The following is an 18,117-nucleotide window of genomic DNA, read 5'->3' on the forward strand; positions in this document are numbered from 1 at the left end:
TTAGATCGCATTACGCAGGCTGAGGTTTTCCGGGTGCGGTTGCAGGTAGGCCTGCTGAGCGATGTAGCGGTCCGGGTGTTGGCGAAAGTGGTGCTTGAGCAGGGTCAGCGGCACCACCAGCGGCACGATGCCGTGCCGGTATTGGCCGATAACGGTCTGCATTTCCTGTTTGTCATCGGCACTGATGGCCTGCTTGAGGTAGCCACTGATGTGTTGCAGCACATTGGTATGGGTGCCGCGCGTCGCGCATTTTTTCAGGCCCGCCATCAGTTCGCTGAAATAGCCGTCGGCCAACGCTGGCAGGTCAATGCCTTTGCCCATGCTGCCGAGCAAGTGGCCCAGGCTTTTGTAATGCGCCGGGCTGTGGGCCATCAGCAGGTACTTGTAGCGCGAGTGAAACGTCAGCAAGCGGTGACGGGTAAGCCCGTCGGCCATTAGTTGCTGCCAACTGGCGTACACGAATACGCGGGTGAGGAAGTTTTCCCGCAGCACCGGGTCGTTCAGGCGACCGTCTTCTTCCACCGGCAGGTTGGGGTGGCGAGCACAAAACGCCTGGGCGTAAATGCCGCGCCCGCCACCGTCAACAGGCGTGCCGTTGTCGCGGTACACCTTGACGCGCTCCAGGCCGCAGGACGGTGACTTTTGCATGAAGATGTAGCCGCACAGGTCAGTATGTTCCCGCGCCATTTGCTGGCCGTAATCATCCAGTGGCTGCGTGACATTGAGCGCAGGGTTTACGCTGCCCACGGCCTGCGGATGGTCAGGGTCCCCGACCAGGCGGATCGCTTGCCGAGGAATGCCCAGGCCGATGGCAACTTCAGGGCACAGTGGGACAAAATCGAAATAGTCACTGAGGGTCTGGCTGCACAGCAGGGACTGTTTATGCCCGCCATTGAAGCGCACGTTCTCACCCAGAAGGCAGGCGCTGATGGCGATCTTCGGTTTCACATGGCTGGACATAAGCAAACCTCTGCAAGAATCCTGTACAAGCTAAAAATCTTGTACAACTAAATCTCATCATAGGCTCGATGTTGTACAAGTCAAATAATTTGTACAGGTTTGTGTGGGTGCGTTATTTCCAGCCGATTTTCCAGTCTTCAGCGTTTTTCAACGTCTCCCAGGGCAGGCGTTCGGCGCGCCGGGTGAGGACGGCCTGCAGTTCGATGTCCAGCACCGTGCCCTCGTCGTCACGGAACAACTCGGTGACCAAGAAGTGTTTTTCTTTGTGGCGCGGATGGGCTGCCGTCCATTTTGACAGCAGCAGTTTGGCGGGGTTGATGCGGTTCATTGCAGGTGCTCGATCAAGCGTCGCGCCGCTTCCTGGCCACTCAACCAGGCACCTTCCACCCGACCGGACAGGCACCAGTCGCCGCAGACGAACAAGCCCAGGTCGGCGTCGGCCAGCACACCGAACTCATGGCTGCTGGAGGGGCGTGCGTAGAGCCAGCGATGCGCCAGGCTGAACGACGGCGCGGGCATGGCGCTGTGCAGCAATTCGGCAAAGGCGCCGTGCAGGTGTTCGATCACCGCTTCCTTGGACAGGTCCAGATGGGCCTTGCTCCAGGCGCTGGTGGCGTGCAGCACCCAGGTGTCGAGGGTGGTGTCCCGCCCAGGCTTGCTGCGGTTGCGCGCCAGCCAGTCGAGGGGGCTGTCTTGCACGAAGCAGCCCTCCATCGGCGTATCCAGGGGCTTGTCGAAAGCCAGGGCGATGGCCCAGGTCGGGTCCATCTTCACCCCGGCGGCGGCACTCGCCAGCTTAGGCGCGGCGGCCAGCAGGGCGGTGGCTTGGGGCGCCGGCGTGGCAATGATCACATGGCTGAAAGGGCCGTGATTGCCGCCGTCCGCGTCGAGCAGGTTCCAGTGCTGCGTGCCCTGGAAGACTTCGGTGATGCGGCAACCGAACTCCACTGGCAAGTCGTCGAGCAGGGCGCGAGTGATGGCGCTCATGCGCGGCGTGCCCACCCAGCGGATCTGCTCATCGGGGGAGGGCGTCAGTTGGCCGGACTTGAAGTTATATAACTGCGGCTTCCATTGCTCGGCCCAGCCGTTGCTCTGCCAGCGCTGCACTTCGTTGACGAAGCGCCGGTCGCGGGCGGTGAAGTATTGCGCACCCATGTCCAGTGCGCCGGCGTCGCTGCGCTTGCTGGACATGCGGCCACCGCTGCCGCGGCTTTTATCGAAAAGTTGTACTGCGTGCCCGGCGTCTTGTAACGCTCGGGCGGCGGAGAGACCGGCGATGCCGGTACCAATGATCGCGATGGGAACAGTCATGGGAGGCCTCGTTCTACCGTTGGGTACAGACTACGCCGACACCAATAGCTGTACAATATTGTTTTTTGGTATAAGTTTTGGCGTGCCTGATTGTGTGGCGTGACCTATGGTTAAGCTAAGGCTTAAACCCCCGTCACGCTCCATTATCAAATTGATCCCTGCTTATAAAATAGACCAGTGAGCGGCGGCGAACGTTACATGAGGAGAGTCCCATGCATATTTTGCTGACCGGCGGTACCGGCTTGATCGGTCGCCAACTCTGCAAGCACTGGCTCGCACAAGGGCATCGCCTGACCGTATGGAGCCGGCAACCGGAAACGGTCGCCCAGCTGTGTGGTGCACAGGTGCTTGGGGTGGCGCGTTTGCAAGAGGTGATTGGCGCGGTGGACGCGGTGGTCAACCTGGCAGGCGCGCCTATTGCCGACCGGCCTTGGACCCACAAGCGCAAGGCGTTGCTGTGGAACAGTCGCATTCACCTCACCGAAACCTTGCTGGCCTGGATGGAAAGCCTGGAGCAGAAACCGGCGGTGCTGATCTCCGGTTCTGCGGTGGGTTGGTACGGCGATGGCGGCGAGCGCGAACTGACCGAAGACAGCGGCCCGGTGCAGGATGATTTCCCCAGCCAGTTGTGTATCGCCTGGGAGGAAACCGCCCAGCGTGCCGAAGCCTTGGGCATTCGCGTGGTGCTGGTGCGTACGGGGTTGGTGCTGTCTGCCGAGGGCGGCTTTTTGTCGCGCCTGCTGCTGCCGTTCAAACTGGCGCTGGGCGGGCCGATTGGCAATGGGCGGCAGTGGATGCCCTGGGTGCATATCAAGGATCAAATCGCCCTGATTGATTTTCTTCTGCACAAGCAAGACGCCAACGGTCCTTATAATGCCTGCGCGCCACACCCGGTGCGTAACCGCGAGTTTGCCAAGACCCTGGGCCAGGTGCTGCACCGCCCGGCGTTCATGCCGATGCCGGCATTTGCGTTGAAGGTTGGCCTGGGTGAGTTGTCCGGCTTGTTGCTGGGCGGGCAAAAGGCTTTGCCTGAACGGCTGCAGGCCGCAGGTTTCACTTTCCAGTTCACTGAGTTGCGTGCGGCTCTGGACGACTTGTCCAGCCGCCTCTAAAGATAGGATGTTGCATGACCGATCACGCGTTGTTACTGGTCAACCTGGGTTCGCCAAAGTCCACCTCCGTGGCCGATGTGCGCAGCTACCTCAATCAGTTCCTGATGGACCCTTATGTGATCGACCTGCCGTGGCCGGTGCGGCGCTTGCTGGTGTCGCTGATCCTGATCAAGCGCCCCGAGCAATCGGCCCATGCCTATGCGTCGATCTGGTGGGACGAGGGTTCGCCGCTGGTGGTTTTAAGCCGCCGCCTGCAACAGCAAATGACCGCGCAGTGGACCCAGGGGCCGGTGGAACTGGCGATGCGTTATGGCGAGCCGTCCCTGGAAACGGTCCTGACGCGCCTGGCCGCCCAGGGTATTCAAAAAATCACACTGGCGCCGTTGTACCCGCAGTTTGCCGACAGCACCGTGACTACGGTGATAGAGGAAGCCAAGCGAGTGGTGCGCGACAAGCAACTGAATGTGCAGTTTTCGATCCTGCAACCGTTCTACGATCAGCCTGAGTACCTGGATGCGCTGGCGGCGAGTGTGCGCGCTTATGTGGAGCAGGATTACGATCACTTGCTGCTCAGTTTCCATGGTTTGCCTGAGCGTCACCTGACCAAGCTCGACCCCACGGGCCAACACTGCTTCAAGGACGCCGATTGCTGCAAGAATGCATCCCCCGAGGTGCTTGCCACTTGTTATCGCGCGCAGTGCTTCAGCGTGGCGCGGGACGTGGCCGCGCGGTTGGGTTTGCCGGAGGGTAAGTGGTCGGTGGCGTTCCAGTCCCGCCTGGGGCGGGCCAAGTGGATCGAACCCTACACCGAGGCGCGCCTAGAGGCATTGGCCCAGCAAGGCGTGAAGAAGCTGCTGGTGATGTGCCCGGCGTTTGTCGCCGATTGCATTGAGACGTTGGAGGAAATTGGTGATCGCGGTCGCGAGCAATTTCGTGAAGCGGGGGGCGAGGAGTTGGTGTTGGTGCCTTGTCTGAATGATGAGCCGCAGTGGGCGGCGGCGCTTAATACACTGTGCGAACGGGCGCCGGTTTCATTGTAATCGAGCCCTGCGGTGAGCCAGTTGTGGGAGTTGGCTTGCCTGCGATGGCGGCCTGACAGCCGACGCCCATCTACCTGACACCCCAACGATCCTAGTGTGGGAGCTGGCTTGCCTGCGATTGCGGCCTGCCAGCCGACGCCCAGCTACCTGACACCCCAACGATCCTAGTGTGGGAGCTGGCTTGCCTGCGATGGCGGCCTGCCAGCCGACGCCCAGCTACCTGACACCCCAACGATCCTAGTGTGGGAGCTGGCTTGCCTGCGATGGCGGCCTGCCAGCCGACGCCCAGCTACCTGACACCCCAACGATCCTAGTGTGGGAGCTGGCTTGCCTGCGATGGCGGCCTGACAGCCGACGCCCAGCTACCTGACCCCCCAACGATCCTACTGTGGGAGCGGGCTTGCTCGCGAAGGCGGTCTGGCAGGCGACACTGTTATCCGTGTACATATCCATTCCTGCGGTAACGGCCACTTAGGGTTCCGCTCTGACAGCGGGTCACTTTTGGAAAAGAGCCCCAAAAGTAACCAAAAGGGCTCTTGCCCCACCACTCGGCACCTCGCTTAGGCTCGGTGTGCCCGTAATCCGCCAGTGATTTGGGGGGCCGCCGCCACGCGCCATCCATGGCGCGGGGCGGCTAAACCGGCATCCCTGCCGGTTTACCCCCCAAATCCCTGTCGAATTCCGGCCAGCGTGGTTTGACGGGGCGCCTAAGATCAAAAGCAGATCAAGATCAAAAGCGGCTCGCTTCGCATCGTGGTTACCGTTGATTGCGACAGCGTTGTGTCGATATCTATGGCCATCGCAGGCAAGCCACCTTCCACAATTTGACTGTATTTACAGATTAAGGGTCAGGCTAACCGTGAAGTTGCGCGGCTCGCCGGGGTTGACCCAATAGTTGCTATAAGACCGCTCGTAATACTTTTCATTGAACAGGTTGTTGAGGTTCAGCCCCACCGTCACGTTCTGCGTGGCCTTGTAATGGGCCAGCAAATCCACGGTGTGGTAGGCGGGCAGTTCGAAGCCTGTGCCGGCTTCGCCTGAGCGGTCACCCACATAGGTGAACGCTGCGCCCAGGTCTGAGCCACGCAATGCGCCGTCCTGGAATTCATACACGCCCAACACACTCCCGCTGCGCTTGGCCACGCCGAGAATGCGGCTGCCCGTGGGGATGGTTTTGTCGCCCTTGGTCACTTCGGCGTCGATGTAAGCCAAGGCGCCGATCACGCGCACGGCGTCGGTCACTTGCCCGGTTACTTGCAGGTCGAACCCCTGGCTACGGGCCTTGCCCATGGCGCGGTTGAGGTTGGTCGCCGGGTCGAGGGTCAGCACGTTTTCCTTTTCGATATGAAAGGCCGCAAGCGTGGCGCTGAGGCGGTCGTCAAACAGTTCGCTTTTGATTCCCACCTCGTAACCCACGCCTTCTTCGGGCTTGAAGGACTTGCCGCCGGCATCCAGGCCGCTATTGGGCTTGAACGAGGTGGAGGCGTTGGCAAATACGCCGACTTCTGGCGTGAGCTGGTAGAGCAGGCCGGCGCGCTGGGTGAAGGCGTCGTGGGTTTGGCGGCTCTTGGCGTGGTTGCGGGTGAAGTCGTCGGTGCTTTGTTCGAAGTGCTCGAAGCGCGCACCGATCATGCCGCGCAGGCGGTCGGTGAAGATGATCTGGTCTTGCAGGTTCAGTGCGTGGCTTTTGGTTTGTTCGAAGAAGTCGGTGCCGGAGCGCTCACCATTGGGTTTAGGCTGGCCGTAGACGGGGTTGTAAATATCGATGGGGTAACGACTGCCGCCAATGGTGGTGACGCGTTCTTTTTTGCGGTAATCCTCATATTCAGCGCCCACCAGCAATTCGTGCTGCCAAGTGCCAATATCGAACAAGCCTCTGAGTTCAAGTTGGGTGATGCTGTCATGCCAACCGGTGGAGCGCTCACGGTAGCGGCGGTTGACGCTGTGGCCGTCTGGGTTCAGCGCACGGCTTTCCGAAGCATCGCCCCACAGGCTGCCTTGCTTGTAATGGCTGGCCAGGCGCAGTTTCCAGGCGTCGTTGAGGTGGTGTTCCAATGCCGCCTGGATGCGGTTGTTGTGGTTGCGGATATTGCCGTCGTTGGGCTCGCCGAGGAAGGTGGAATGGGACATGCCTGTGTTGGCGACGATGCCCCGGTCGAAGGTGGAACTGTGGCGCACGAACTCGCTTTCCACCAGCAGGGTGGTGTCCGGGTCCAACTGCCAACTGAAGGAGGGCGCGACGAACACGCGCTTGGCGTCGACGTGATCGCGAAAGCTGTGGTTGTCTTCAACGGCCAGGTTCACTCGCGTCAGCACGCGCCCCTCGCTGTCCAGCGGGGTATTCACATCCAGCGCCGTGCGGTAGCGGTCCCAACTGCCGGCGCTGGTCTGCAGCGTGGTGAAGGCCTCGGGCTGGGGTTTCTTGGTGACGATATTCACCGTGCCGCCGGGATCGCCACGCCCATAGAGGCTGGCGGCGGGGCCCTTGAGCACTTCGATGCGTTCGATATTCGCTGCGTCCGGGGTGCTGGGGTAACCACGGTTGGCGCTGAAACCATCCTGGTAGAACTCGGACGTGGTGAAGCCGCGCACGCTGTATTCGTAGAGGGTCAGGCCGCCGAAGTTGTTTTGCTTGGACACACCGCCGGCGAATTCCAGGGCGCGCTCCACGCTGGTACTGCCCAGGTCTTTGAGTACCGTGGCCGGAATCACGCTGATCGATTGCGGGATGTCGCGCAAAGCCGTGTCGGTCTTGGTCGCACTGGCAGAGCGGGTGGCACGGTAGCCGTCGACTGGGCCGGTGGCGGATTCATAGGCGTCAGAAGTGACGCTGATGGTGTCCAGTTCCAGGGTGTTTTCTTCGGCGTAGGCAGGGTCGAGCAGCAAACCCAGGGCCAGGCCGGCCAAGGGCACAAACTTTCGAGACGACATGATAGAGCGTTCCAATAGCGATATTGAAACAATATAACATGCCTAATGAGAATGAATCGCTAAGAAATATAGCCTTACAAGCGCCCGTGAACGGGCGCTTGGGTCGCGACGGTTATTGCTCTTCTTTCACTGGCGCGGTGGCCGGTGGTGGGCGCAGGCCGATTTCCGCCGACAGTTTGATCTCCTTGCCGTTGCGCATCACCAGGATCGCCACCTTGTCGGTCGGCTTGATCCGCGCCACCTGGTTCATCGACTTGCGGCCATCACCCGCTGGCGCGCCGTCGATGCTGAGGATCACATCGCCCAGCTGCAGGCCGGCTTTCTGCGCCGGGCCGTCGCGGAAGATCCCCGCCACCACGATGCCTGGACGCCCGGTCAGGCCGAACGACTCGGCCAGCTCTTTGGTCAAGGGCTGTACTTCAATGCCCAGCCAGCCACGAATCACCTGGCCGTGTTCGATGATCGACTTCATCACTTCCATCGCCAGCTTCACCGGGATCGCAAAGCCAATGCCCTGTGAACCGCCAGACTTGGAAAAAATCGCGGTGTTGATGCCAGTCAGGTTGCCATTGGCGTCCACCAGCGCACCGCCCGAGTTGCCGGGGTTGATCGCCGCGTCGGTCTGGATGAAGTCTTCGTAGCTGTTAAGGCCCAGCTGGTTACGCCCGGTGGCGCTGATGATGCCCATGGTCACCGTCTGCCCCACCCCGAACGGGTTGCCGATGGCCAGCGCCACATCGCCCACGCGCAAACCGTCGGAGCGGCCGAGGGTGATGGCCGGCAGGTTCTTCAGATCAATCTTGAGTACCGCCAGATCCGTTTCCGGGTCGCTGCCCACCACGCGGGCCAGGGTTTCGCGGCCGTCACGCAGGGCCACCACGATCTGGTCGGCGCCGGTGGTCACGTGGTTGTTGGTGAGGATGTAGCCTTCAGGGCTCATGATCACACCGGAGCCGAGGCTGGATTCCATGCGGCGCTGCTTGGGGCCGTTGTCACCGAAATAGCGGCGAAATTGCGGGTCTTCAAACAACGGATGCGCGGGCTTGTTGATGACTTTGGTGGTGTACAGGTTGACCACCGCCGGCGCGGCAATGACTACGGCGTCGGCATAGGTCACCGGACCCTGCACCACCGTGTTGGTCTGCGGTGCCTGTTGCAGGTTCACATCCAGTGTGGGCAGGCCCACCCACTGGGGATAACGCTGGATAATCAGCATCGCGATCAGCACGCCAGCCAACAATGGCCATCCAAAAAAACGCAGTGCCTTGAGCATCAAGTAAGTCCTGACAGGTTGCAGGGGGCGGGAGAGCGCCCATAATGTCGCGCATTATACGAGGCTGCGACGCCTGCGAACGGGATATTTAGGAGTCTTTTATGGCCGTGCCCCTTACTACCCTCGTCGAGGAAGCCGACCGCTACCTCGGCAGCGCCAAAATTGCCGATTACTGCCCCAACGGCCTGCAGGTCGAGGGCCGGCCCCAAGTGATGCGCATCGTCAGCGGCGTGACCGCCAGCCAAGCCCTGCTGGACGCCGCCGTCGAAGCCAAGGCCGACCTGGTGCTGGTCCATCACGGTTATTTCTGGAAGGGCGAGAACCCCTGCATCACCGGCATGAAGCAACGCCGCCTCAAAACCCTGCTCAAGCATGACATCAGCCTGCTGGCCTACCACTTGCCCCTGGACCTGCACGCCGATGTCGGCAACAACGTGCAACTGGCTCGCCACCTGGACATCACCGTCGAAGGCCCGCTGGACCCTGGCAACCCCAAAGTTGTCGGCCTGGTCGGCTCCCTGGCCGAGCCCCTGTCACCCCGTGACTTCGCCCGCCGCGTGCAGGACGTGATGGGCCGCGAACCGCTGCTGATCGAAGGCAGCGAGATGATTCGCCGCGTCGGCTGGTGTACCGGTGGTGGCCAAGGCTACATCGACCAGGCGATTGCCGCGGGTGTCGATTTGTACCTGAGCGGTGAAGCGTCCGAACAGACCTTCCACAGCGCCCGGGAAAACAACATCAGCTTCATCGCCGCCGGCCATCACGCCACCGAACGCTATGGCGTGCAGGCGTTAGGCGACTACCTGGCGCGGCGCTTTGCCCTGGAGCACCTGTTCATCGACTGCCCCAATCCGATCTAAAGCACAGCGCTGAACACGGTGGGAGCTGGCTGCGAGAATCGTAGGTCTCCACGCAACTCCATCAACGGTAACCACGATGCGAAGCGAGCCGCTCTTGATCTTGATCTGCTTTTGATCTCAAGCGCCCCGTTAAACCACGCTGGCCGGAATTCGACAGGGATTTGGGGGGTAAACCGGCAGGGATGCCGGTTTAGCCGCCCCGCGCCATGGATGGCGCGTGGCGGCGGCCCCCCAAATCACTGGCGAATTACGGGCACACCGAGCCTAAGCGAGGTGCCGAGTGGTGGGGCAAGAGCGTTTTGCTTACTTTTGCGCTTTTCAAAAGTGAGCCGCCGTCAGGGCGGAACCCTAAGCGGCCGTTACCTAAATAACGGATATGTACCCGGTCCAACTGTGTTGACTGTTAGGCCGTCTTCGCAGGCAAGCCAGCTCCCACATTTGGATCGCGGTGCGTCGGCTATCAGGTCGTCACGGGAGCAAGCTCCCTCGCCACAGGTTTAGTATGGCTTTCGCAGGCAAGCCAGCTCCCACATTGACCGAGTCGAGCGCCAAACTCGGCGGCATATTCATATATCGTTTCGGTCTAGCTGGCGCCCTAAATAGAAGAAGTTGCTGTGCTAGCATGCCTCGCTCGAACACGGCCCGCTGGCCGTCCATAAGATCGTTTTTCCGTGAGTAACCATGGTCGACAAACTGACGCATCTGAAACAGCTGGAGGCGGAAAGCATCCACATCATCCGCGAGGTCGCCGCCGAGTTCGATAACCCGGTGATGCTCTACTCGATCGGTAAAGACTCCGCCGTGATGCTGCACCTGGCACGCAAGGCCTTCTTCCCAGGCAAGCTGCCGTTCCCGGTGATGCACGTCGACACCCGCTGGAAATTCCAGGAAATGTACAAGTTCCGCGACAAGATGGTCGAGGAGCTGGGCCTGGACCTCATCACCCACATCAACCCCGATGGCGTGGCGCAGAACATCAACCCGTTCACCCACGGCAGCGCCAAGCACACCGACATCATGAAGACCGAGGGCCTCAAGCAGGCGCTGGACAAGCATGGTTTCGACGCCGCATTCGGCGGTGCCCGTCGCGATGAAGAGAAATCCCGTGCCAAAGAGCGCGTGTACTCGTTCCGCGACAGCAAACACCGCTGGGATCCAAAAAACCAACGCCCCGAGCTGTGGAACGTCTACAACGGCAACGTCAACAAGGGCGAGTCGATCCGCGTGTTCCCGCTGTCCAACTGGACCGAGCTGGACATCTGGCAGTACATCTACCTGGAAGGCATCCCGATTGTGCCGCTGTATTTCGCCGCCGAGCGCGAGGTGATCGAGAAGAACGGCACGTTGATCATGATCGACGACGACCGCATCCTCGAGCACCTGTCCGACGAAGACAAGGCCCGTATCGTCAAAAAGAAAGTACGTTTCCGCACCCTTGGCTGCTACCCGTTGACGGGCGCGGTGGAGTCCGAAGCCGAGACGCTGACGGACATCATTCAGGAAATGCTCCTGACGCGAACTTCCGAGCGCCAGGGCCGTGTCATCGACCACGATGGTGCCGGCTCGATGGAAGATAAAAAACGTCAAGGCTATTTCTAAGGGGCTGTCATGTCGCATCAATCTGATTTGATCAGCGAGGACATCCTCGCCTACCTGGGCCAGCACGAGCGCAAAGAGATGTTGCGCTTCCTGACCTGCGGCAACGTCGACGACGGCAAGAGCACCCTGATCGGGCGCCTGCTGCACGACTCCAAGATGATCTACGAGGATCACTTGGAAGCCATTACCCGCGACTCGAAAAAGTCCGGCACCACCGGTGACGATATCGACCTGGCGTTGCTGGTCGATGGCCTGCAGGCCGAGCGTGAGCAGGGCATCACCATTGATGTTGCCTACCGCTATTTCTCCACCGCCAAGCGCAAATTCATCATCGCCGACACCCCCGGCCATGAGCAGTACACCCGCAACATGGCCACCGGTGCGTCCACCTGTGACCTGGCGATCATCCTGATCGACGCCCGCTACGGCGTGCAGACCCAGACCCGTCGTCACAGCTACATCGCCTCGTTGCTGGGCATCAAACACATCGTGGTGGCCATCAACAAGATGGACATCAACGGCTTTGACCAAAGCGTATTCGAGTCGATCAAGGCCGATTACCTGAAGTTCGCCGAAGGTATCGCATTCAAGCCGAGCACCCTGGCCTTCGTGCCGATGTCGGCGCTCAAGGGCGACAACGTGGTGAACAAGAGCGAGCGTTCGCCCTGGTACACCGGCCAGTCGCTGATGGAGATCTTGGAGACTGTCGAGATCGCCAACGACCGCAACTACACCGACCTGCGTTTCCCGGTGCAATACGTCAACCGCCCGAACCTGAACTTCCGTGGGTTTGCCGGCACTCTGGCGAGCGGCATCGTGCACAAGGGCGACGAAGTGGTGGTGTTGCCGTCGGGCAAGAGCAGCCGCGTCAAATCCATCGTCACCTTTGAAGGTGAGCTGGAACACGCAGGCCCAGGCCAGGCCGTGACCTTGACCATGGAAGACGAGATCGACATCTCCCGTGGCGACCTGTTGGTGCATGCCGACAACGTGCCGCAAGTGACCGACGCCTTCGACGCCATGCTGGTGTGGATGGCCGAAGAACCGATGCTGCCGGGCAAGAAATACGACATCAAACGCGCCACCAGCTACGTGCCGGGTTCCATCACCAGCATCGTGCACCGCGTGGATGTGAACACCCTGGCTGAAGGCCCGGCGAGTTCGCTGCAGCTCAACGAGATTGGCCGGGTCAAGGTCAGCCTGGACGCCGCCATCGCCCTGGACGGTTACGACAGCAACCGCACCACCGGCGCGTTTATCGTGATCGACCGCTTGACCAACGGTACAGTGGCCGCGGGCATGATCATCGCACCGCCGGTGGGTCATGGCGGCGCAGCGCAGCACGGCAGCCTGGCGCATGTCGCCACCGAAGAACGCGCCCTGCGTTTCGGCCAGCAGCCGGCCACGGTGTTGTTCAGCGGCTTGTCGGGCGCTGGCAAGAGCACCCTGGCCTATGCGGTCGAGCGCAAGCTGTTCGACATGGGCCGTGCGGTGTTCGTACTGGATGGCCAGAACCTGCGCCACGACCTGAACAAAGGGTTGCCGCAGGACCGTGCCGGGCGTACCGAGAACTGGCGTCGTGCCGCTCATGTGGCGCGCCAGTTCAACGAAGCCGGCCTGCTGACCCTGGCGGCCTTCGTTGCCCCGGATGCCGAAGGCCGTGAACAGGCCAAGGCGCTGATCGGTGCCGACCGCCTGCTGACCGTTTACGTACAGGCATCGCCGTTGGTGTGCGCCGAGCGTGACCCGCAAGGGTTGTACGCGGCCGGTGGGGATAACATCCCTGGCGAATCTTTCCCGTATGACGTGCCGTTGAATGCTGACCTGGTGATCGACACCCAGGCGTTGTCGCTGGAAGACAGCGTCAAGCAAGTGCTGGAGCTGTTGCGTCAGCGCGGCGCGATCTAAACCTCGCAGCCATCAAAAAGCCCGCCATCGATCACTCGGTGGCGGGCTTTTTACATATTCTCAAATGTGGCCTCGGTCAATGTGGGAGCTGGCTTGCCTGCGAAGACGGCCTAAGAGTCAACACAGCTGGACCGGGTACATATCCGTTATTTAGGTCACGGCCACTTAGGGTTCCGCCCTGACGGCGGCTCACTTTTGAGAAGCGCAAAAGTAAGCAAAACGCTCTTGCCCCACCACTCGGCACCTCGCCTAGGCTCGGTGTGCCCGTAATCCGCCAGTGATTTGGGGGGCCGCCGCCACGCGCCATCCATGGCGCGGGGCGGCTAAACCGGCATCCCTGCCGGTTTACCCCCCAAATCCCTGTCGAATTCCGGCCAGCGTGGTTTAACGGGGCGCTTGAGATCAAGATCAAAAGCAGATCAAGAGCGGTTCGCTTCGCATCGTGGTTAGCGTTGAGCGCTACAGCGTTGTGTAGATACCTATGGCTATCGCAGGCAAGCCAGCTCCCACATTAAATGGCATGCACATGTTGTTCAGCGGCTGGCTGGAAAGTCTTTGTGCAACTGCTCCAGCAACGCATCCTTGTCTTGCCACAACCGGTTGATCCAGCCCTGGAACGCCAACCGATAGTCCCCATCCTGCTCATAATTCTTGCCGATGAACTCAGCCGGGATCTGTACTTCTTCAAAGTGCACCACCACCTCCTGCACATTGCCGCACAGCAGATCCCAATAGCCTGGGCGCCCGCCGGGGTAGTGGATGGTCACATTCACCAGTGATTTGAGCTGCTCGCCCATGGCATCCAGCACAAACGCAATACCGCCCGCCTTGGGTTTAAGCAGGTAGCGAAACGGTGACTGCTGCTGCGCATGCTTGCCCGGGGTAAAGCGTGTGCCTTCGGCAAAGTTGAAGATCCCCACGGGGTTGTCGCGAAACTTCGCGCAGGTCTTGCGCGTGGTTTCCAGGTCTTTGCCTTTCTTCTCCGGGTGCTTCTCCAAATAAGCCCTGCTGTAGCGCTTCATGAAGGGAAAGCCCAGTGCCCACCACGCCAGGCCAATCACGGGTACCCAGATCAGCTCTTGCTTGAGGAAGAACTTCAGCGGGCGAATGCGCCGATTGAGCACGTACTGCAACACCATGATGTCGACCCAGCTCTGATGGTTGCTGGTCACCAGGTACGAGTGCTGGTAGTCCAGGCCCTCAAGGCCAGTCAGGTGCCAGCGTGTACGCCGCACCAGGTTCATCCAGCCCTTGTTGTTGGTGACCCAGGCTTCGTGGGTGTGGTTCATCAGCCATTCGCTCAGGCGCTTGGCAAACGGCAGCGCCTTGAACAGCGCGACGATAAACAGGAACGAACACAGCAGGATCGTGTTCAGCGCCAGCAACAGCGAAGCGATCACCCCGCACACGGCGGCAGGTAGAAAATCCAGCATTTAGATATCCATGGGTCGATTGGCGGCTTGGATCGCCGTCAGGGCGATGGTGTACACGATGTCGTCCACCTGGGCGCCACGTGGCAGGTCATTGACCGGTTTGCGCAGGCCCTGGAGCATCGGCCCCAGGCTCACGCAATCGGCGCTGCGTTGTACGGCTTTGTGGGTGGTGTTGCCGGTGTTCAGGTCTGGGAACACAAAGACGGTGGCCTTGCCTGCCACCTGGCTGTTGGGGGCCAGTTGCCGGGCGACGTTTTCGTTGGCGGCGGCGTCGTACTGCAACGGGCCGTCGATCAGCAGCGAGCTTTGTTGCTCGTGGGCGAGCAGGGTGGCTTCGCGGACTTTTTCCACTTCCTCGCCGCTGGCCGAGTCACCGCTGGAATAGCTGATCATCGCCACCCGTGGTGTGATGCCGAACGCGGCTGCCGAGTCAGCGCTTTGCAGGGCGATTTCCGCCAGTTCCGCAGCGCTTGGGTGCGGGTTCATCACGCAGTCGCCGTACACCAGCACCTGCTCGGGGAACAGCATGAAGAACACCGACGACACCAAGGTGCAGCCCGGCGCGGTCTTGATCAACTGTAACGCGGGGCGAATGGTGTTGGCGGTGGAGTGAATCACGCCGGAGACCAGGCCATCCACTTCGTCGAGGGCGAGCATCATGGTGGCGATCACCACGGTGTCTTCCAGCTGTTGCTCGGCCATGGGCGCGTTGAGGCTTTTGCTCTTGCGCAGGGCGACCATCGGCTCCACGTAGCGTTGGCGAATCAGATCGGGGTCGAGAATCTCCAGGCCTTCGGGCAGGTCGATGCCCTGGGCGCGGGCAACGGCTTCCACATCCGCAGGCTTGGCCAGCAGCACGCAACGGGCAATGCCGCGGGCCTGGCAGATCGCGGCGGCCTGTACGGTCAGCGGCTCGCTCCCTTCGGGCAGCACGATACGTTTGTTGGCGGCCTGGGCGCGTTGGATCAGTTGGTAACGGAACACCGCCGGCGACAGGCGCATCTCCCGTGGCGTGCCACACCGCTGGTGCAGCCAGCGTGCATCGAGGTGGCTGGCGACGAAGTCGGTAATGATTTCCGCACGCTCGCGGTCATCGATGGGGATTTCCTTGTTGAGGCTATTGAGCTGGTTGGCGGTGTCATAGGAGCCGGTGCTCACCGACAACACCGGCAACCCGGCCTGGAAGGCGCCTCGGCACAGATCCATGATGCGCGGGTCGGGCAGGGTGTCGCTGGTCAGCAGCAGCCCGGCCAGCGGCACGCCATTGATGGCGGCCAGGCTGACGGCGAGGATGATGTCGTCGCGATCGCCCGGGGTCACCACCAACACACCGGGCTTGAGCAGCTCGACGGTGTTACGCATGGTGCGCGCGCAAATGATGATCTTGGTCATGCGCCGGCTTTCGTAGTCGCCGGCGTTGAGGATCTGCGCGCCCATCAGGTCCGCCACATCGCGGGTGCGCGGGGCGTTGAGCTCGGGTTGGTAGGGGATGCAGCCGAGCAGCCGGAAATCACCGCTGCGCAACAGCGGCGAATGCTCTTTGAGGCGAGCCGAGAAGGCCTCCATGCTTTCGTCGGTGCGTACCTTGTTGAGGATCACGCCCAGCACTTTCGGGTCTTTGGGACCGCCAAACAGTTGGGCCTGCAATTCCACGCGGCCAGACAACTCGGTGAGCACTTCGTTTTCCGGTGCCGAGACCAGGATCACTTCCGCGTCCAGGCTCTTGGCCAGGTGCAGGTTGACCCGTGCCGCGTAGCTGGCGCTGCGGGTCGGCACCATGCCTTCGACGATCAGCACGTCTTTGCCTACGGCCGCCTGCTGGTACAGGGTGATGATTTCTTCGAGCAGCTCATCGAGCTGGCCGTCGCCGAGCATGCGCTCTACGTGAGCCAGGCCAAGCGGTTGCGGCGGTTTCAGGCCGTGGGTGCGCGCCACCAGCTCGGTGGAGCGTTCCGGCCCGGTGTCGCCAGGGTGTGGTTGGGCAATGGGTTTGAAAAAGCCGACTTTCAGGCCGGCCCGTTCCAGGGTACGCACCAGCCCAAGGCTGATGGAGGTCAGACCCACACCAAAATCGGTGGGCGCGATAAAAAAAGTCTGCATGCGAATTCTCTGGAGGTGCATGGCTTGGGTGGCGCTCTATGGGTGAGTGCCTACCGCGAATCAGGCGCCAAGGTTATCGTTATTCGTGCCCTTGCGCACACCAGCCGCACGCAAAGGCCTGGCCTATTTTTTCAAGGCGTTGCGCGGGGTCGAGCACCCAGGCGCGTGACTGCCAGGGCGGCTGGTGGCGCAGGTGCTGGGTGTGGCCGCAAGACAGCTCGGCCACCCAGTGCCCATCGTCGTCTTGATGAAAACCTGTGATCGTGACCGTTGATCGGCCCCGTCCGTCCGGGTTCCGTTCGCTTTCGGGCAAATCCTTGTTTAGACTTGTCCGTTCTTCATTCTTTTGCAAAAGGTCTCGCCCCATGACGATCGCCGCTAACAAGGCTGTCTCCATCGACTATACCCTGACCAACGACGCTGGTGAGGTCATCGACAGCTCCGCCGGCGGCGCGCCGCTGGTTTACCTGCAAGGCGCAGGCAACATCATCCCGGGCTTGGAAAAGGCTCTGGAAGGCAAGAGCGTCGGTGACGAACTGACCGTCGCCGTAGAACCTGAAGATGCCTACGGCGAATACTCCGCCGAACTGGTCAGCACCCTGAGCCGCAGCATGTTCGAAGGTGTCGATGAGCTGGAAGTGGGCATGCAGTTCCACGCTTCCGCGCCGGACGGCCAAATGCAGATCGTCACCATCCGCGACCTGGACGGCGACGACGTCACCGTTGACGGCAACCACCCTCTGGCTGGCCAGCGTCTGAACTTCCAAGTGAAGATCGTGGCCATCCGCGACGCTTCCCAGGAAGAAGTGGCTCACGGCCACGTCCACGGTGAAGGCGGTCATCACCATTGATTGATGTTTTGATCAAGTGGTAGCAAAAACGCCCCGACTGGTTCGGGGCGTTTTTTTTGCCCTGAGAATATCCCCGGTCAACTCTCTGTAGGAGCGAGCTTGCTCGCGAAAAACCTGAGAGCCCCGCTGGGCGCCAGGCTTCCCGCGTCATCGTTAACGATCTTCGCGAGCAAGCTCGCTCCTGCAGTTGTTGGGCGTGTTTTCCGGCACACACAAAAATGCCCCGGACCTTTCGGTACGGGGCATTTCTTAACTGTTACGCAACCTGAGCTGCGTTGCAGTTGTTACCACTTAGGCTGCAGCAGGAACGCTCAGAGCCTTGATGTGGCCATTCAGGCGGCTCTTATGGCGAGCGGCCTTGTTCTTGTGGATGATGCCTTTATCGGCCATACGGTCGATAACAGGCACAGCCAGAACGTAAGCTGCTTGAGCTTTTTCAGCGTCTTTGGTGTCGATGGCTTTGACTACATTCTTGATGTAGGTGCGAACCATGGAACGCAGGCTGGCGTTGTGGCTGCGACGCTTCTCAGCCTGTTTTGCACGTTTTTTGGCGGAAGGTGTGTTGGCCACCGTCGAGCTCCTCGAAAGACTTTTTAGGAAATAGCAAACAAAATAGGCCGCGAATCATGCCGATGACTTGACGGGTTGTCAAGGGCGGCTGATGCGAACTGCTGAGTGGTCGATCTGAAGAGGCGGGTGATTTATTTCCGGCGCTTGACCTGTAAACTCGCGAGCTTTG

The 18,117-nt window shown here is 60.8% G+C and carries 15 protein-coding genes and 1 pseudogene; 6 read left to right on the forward strand and 10 right to left on the reverse strand.

What is annotated here, in order from left to right; genetic code table 11:
• From N2A98_RS03955 to N2A98_RS03965, 3 genes are all read right to left on the reverse strand, one after another.
• On the reverse strand, positions 1-960 hold the full coding sequence (locus tag N2A98_RS03955) for a DUF523 and DUF1722 domain-containing protein (protein WP_003188379.1): 960 nt from the start codon (positions 958-960) through the stop codon (positions 1-3).
• Positions 961-1,072: 112 nt separating this feature from the next.
• Positions 1,073-1,288: a TIGR02450 family Trp-rich protein gene (locus N2A98_RS03960; RefSeq protein ID WP_044271430.1), complete on the reverse strand. Its 216-nt coding sequence runs from the start codon at positions 1,286-1,288 to the stop codon at positions 1,073-1,075.
• Complete coding sequence (locus N2A98_RS03965; RefSeq protein WP_044271431.1) at positions 1,285-2,271, reverse strand: FAD-dependent oxidoreductase; 987 nt, start codon at positions 2,269-2,271, stop codon at positions 1,285-1,287. The genes N2A98_RS03960 and N2A98_RS03965 overlap by 4 nt, the downstream gene beginning before the upstream one ends.
• Before the next feature lie 212 nt (positions 2,272-2,483).
• Between N2A98_RS03965 and N2A98_RS03970 the strand changes: the two genes are divergently transcribed.
• Both N2A98_RS03970 and hemH read left to right on the forward strand, forming a co-directional pair.
• Positions 2,484-3,383 (forward strand): TIGR01777 family oxidoreductase, encoded by a 900-nt coding sequence (locus N2A98_RS03970; protein WP_275623048.1) that lies wholly within the window; start codon positions 2,484-2,486, stop codon positions 3,381-3,383.
• A 14-nt stretch (positions 3,384-3,397) separates the two neighbouring features.
• The gene (gene hemH / locus N2A98_RS03975) at positions 3,398-4,423 is read left to right on the forward strand and encodes a ferrochelatase (RefSeq protein WP_044271433.1); all 1,026 of its coding nucleotides are present in this window, start codon (positions 3,398-3,400) and stop codon (positions 4,421-4,423) included.
• A gap of 834 nt (positions 4,424-5,257) precedes the next feature.
• Here hemH and N2A98_RS03980 read toward each other — a convergent pair.
• Positions 5,258-7,354 carry a TonB-dependent siderophore receptor gene (locus tag N2A98_RS03980; protein ID WP_275623049.1) on the reverse strand — a complete coding sequence of 699 codons (2,097 nt, stop codon included), beginning with the start codon at positions 7,352-7,354 and terminating at the stop codon, positions 5,258-5,260.
• Between the two features lie 112 nt (positions 7,355-7,466).
• Positions 7,467-8,627, reverse strand: coding sequence for a Do family serine endopeptidase AlgW (gene algW / locus N2A98_RS03985; RefSeq protein WP_003188388.1), 1,161 nt, complete (start codon positions 8,625-8,627; stop codon positions 7,467-7,469).
• A 101-nt stretch (positions 8,628-8,728) separates the two neighbouring features.
• On the opposite strand from algW, the gene N2A98_RS03990 reads away from it, so the two are divergent.
• The 3 genes from N2A98_RS03990 (at position 8,729) to cysN (ending at position 12,994) form a co-directional block, all read left to right on the forward strand.
• Positions 8,729-9,487, forward strand: coding sequence for a Nif3-like dinuclear metal center hexameric protein (locus N2A98_RS03990; RefSeq protein WP_032893642.1), 759 nt, complete (start codon positions 8,729-8,731; stop codon positions 9,485-9,487).
• Positions 9,488-10,168: 681 nt separating this feature from the next.
• Entirely contained in the window at positions 10,169-11,086 is a 918-nt protein-coding gene (gene cysD / locus N2A98_RS03995; protein ID WP_016971196.1) for a sulfate adenylyltransferase subunit CysD, read from the forward strand.
• A 9-nt stretch (positions 11,087-11,095) separates the two neighbouring features.
• Positions 11,096-12,994 (forward strand): sulfate adenylyltransferase subunit CysN, encoded by a 1,899-nt coding sequence (gene cysN / locus N2A98_RS04000; protein ID WP_003188392.1) that lies wholly within the window; start codon positions 11,096-11,098, stop codon positions 12,992-12,994.
• A gap of 533 nt (positions 12,995-13,527) precedes the next feature.
• Here the strand turns inward: cysN and N2A98_RS04005 are convergent.
• The 3 genes from N2A98_RS04005 to N2A98_RS04015 form a co-directional block, all read right to left on the reverse strand.
• Entirely contained in the window at positions 13,528-14,427 is a 900-nt protein-coding gene (locus N2A98_RS04005; RefSeq protein ID WP_275623050.1) for an acyltransferase, read from the reverse strand.
• Positions 14,428-16,527: a phosphate acetyltransferase gene (gene pta, locus N2A98_RS04010; protein ID WP_003188396.1), complete on the reverse strand. Its 2,100-nt coding sequence runs from the start codon at positions 16,525-16,527 to the stop codon at positions 14,428-14,430.
• A 79-nt stretch (positions 16,528-16,606) separates the two neighbouring features.
• Complete coding sequence (locus N2A98_RS04015; RefSeq protein WP_078802457.1) at positions 16,607-16,894, reverse strand: DUF3565 domain-containing protein; 288 nt, start codon at positions 16,892-16,894, stop codon at positions 16,607-16,609.
• Here N2A98_RS04015 and N2A98_RS04020 point away from each other — a divergent pair.
• Positions 16,893-17,378, forward strand: a complete 486-nt coding sequence (locus tag N2A98_RS04020) for a peptidylprolyl isomerase (protein ID WP_027606858.1) — start codon at positions 16,893-16,895, stop codon at positions 17,376-17,378. The genes N2A98_RS04015 and N2A98_RS04020 overlap by 2 nt on opposite strands.
• An 86-nt stretch (positions 17,379-17,464) precedes the next feature.
• Here N2A98_RS04020 and N2A98_RS04025 read toward each other — a convergent pair.
• Both N2A98_RS04025 and rpsT read right to left on the reverse strand, forming a co-directional pair.
• Positions 17,465-17,590, reverse strand: a pseudogene (locus N2A98_RS04025) (outer membrane lipoprotein carrier protein LolA); the annotation flags it as partial.
• A gap of 79 nt (positions 17,591-17,669) precedes the next feature.
• Positions 17,670-17,948: a 30S ribosomal protein S20 gene (gene rpsT, locus N2A98_RS04030; RefSeq protein WP_003188401.1), complete on the reverse strand. Its 279-nt coding sequence runs from the start codon at positions 17,946-17,948 to the stop codon at positions 17,670-17,672.
• Between the last annotated feature and the right edge of the window lie 169 nt (positions 17,949-18,117).

The organism is Pseudomonas sp. FJ2-5-13 (genome assembly GCF_029201605.1).
GTDB lineage: Bacteria > Pseudomonadota > Gammaproteobacteria > Pseudomonadales > Pseudomonadaceae > Aquipseudomonas > Aquipseudomonas lactis.

Excerpts from the sequence above, each read along its gene's own strand:
- N2A98_RS03955 (WP_003188379.1), bottom strand. The coding sequence starts at position 960 with ATGTCCAGCCATGTGAAACCGAAGATCGCCATCAGCGCCTGCCTTCTG.
- N2A98_RS03960 (WP_044271430.1), bottom strand. The coding sequence starts at position 1,288 with ATGAACCGCATCAACCCCGCCAAACTGCTGCTGTCAAAATGGACGGCA.
- N2A98_RS03965 (WP_044271431.1), bottom strand. The coding sequence starts at position 2,271 with ATGACTGTTCCCATCGCGATCATTGGTACCGGCATCGCCGGTCTCTCC.
- N2A98_RS03970 (WP_275623048.1), top strand. The coding sequence starts at position 2,484 with ATGCATATTTTGCTGACCGGCGGTACCGGCTTGATCGGTCGCCAACTC.
- hemH (WP_044271433.1), top strand. The coding sequence starts at position 3,398 with ATGACCGATCACGCGTTGTTACTGGTCAACCTGGGTTCGCCAAAGTCC.
- N2A98_RS03980 (WP_275623049.1), bottom strand. The coding sequence starts at position 7,354 with ATGTCGTCTCGAAAGTTTGTGCCCTTGGCCGGCCTGGCCCTGGGTTTG.
- algW (WP_003188388.1), bottom strand. The coding sequence starts at position 8,627 with ATGCTCAAGGCACTGCGTTTTTTTGGATGGCCATTGTTGGCTGGCGTG.
- N2A98_RS03990 (WP_032893642.1), top strand. The coding sequence starts at position 8,729 with ATGGCCGTGCCCCTTACTACCCTCGTCGAGGAAGCCGACCGCTACCTC.
- cysD (WP_016971196.1), top strand. The coding sequence starts at position 10,169 with ATGGTCGACAAACTGACGCATCTGAAACAGCTGGAGGCGGAAAGCATC.
- cysN (WP_003188392.1), top strand. The coding sequence starts at position 11,096 with ATGTCGCATCAATCTGATTTGATCAGCGAGGACATCCTCGCCTACCTG.
- N2A98_RS04005 (WP_275623050.1), bottom strand. The coding sequence starts at position 14,427 with ATGCTGGATTTTCTACCTGCCGCCGTGTGCGGGGTGATCGCTTCGCTG.
- pta (WP_003188396.1), bottom strand. The coding sequence starts at position 16,527 with ATGCAGACTTTTTTTATCGCGCCCACCGATTTTGGTGTGGGTCTGACC.
- N2A98_RS04020 (WP_027606858.1), top strand. The coding sequence starts at position 16,893 with ATGACGATCGCCGCTAACAAGGCTGTCTCCATCGACTATACCCTGACC.
- N2A98_RS04015 (WP_078802457.1), bottom strand. The coding sequence starts at position 16,894 with ATGGGGCGAGACCTTTTGCAAAAGAATGAAGAACGGACAAGTCTAAAC.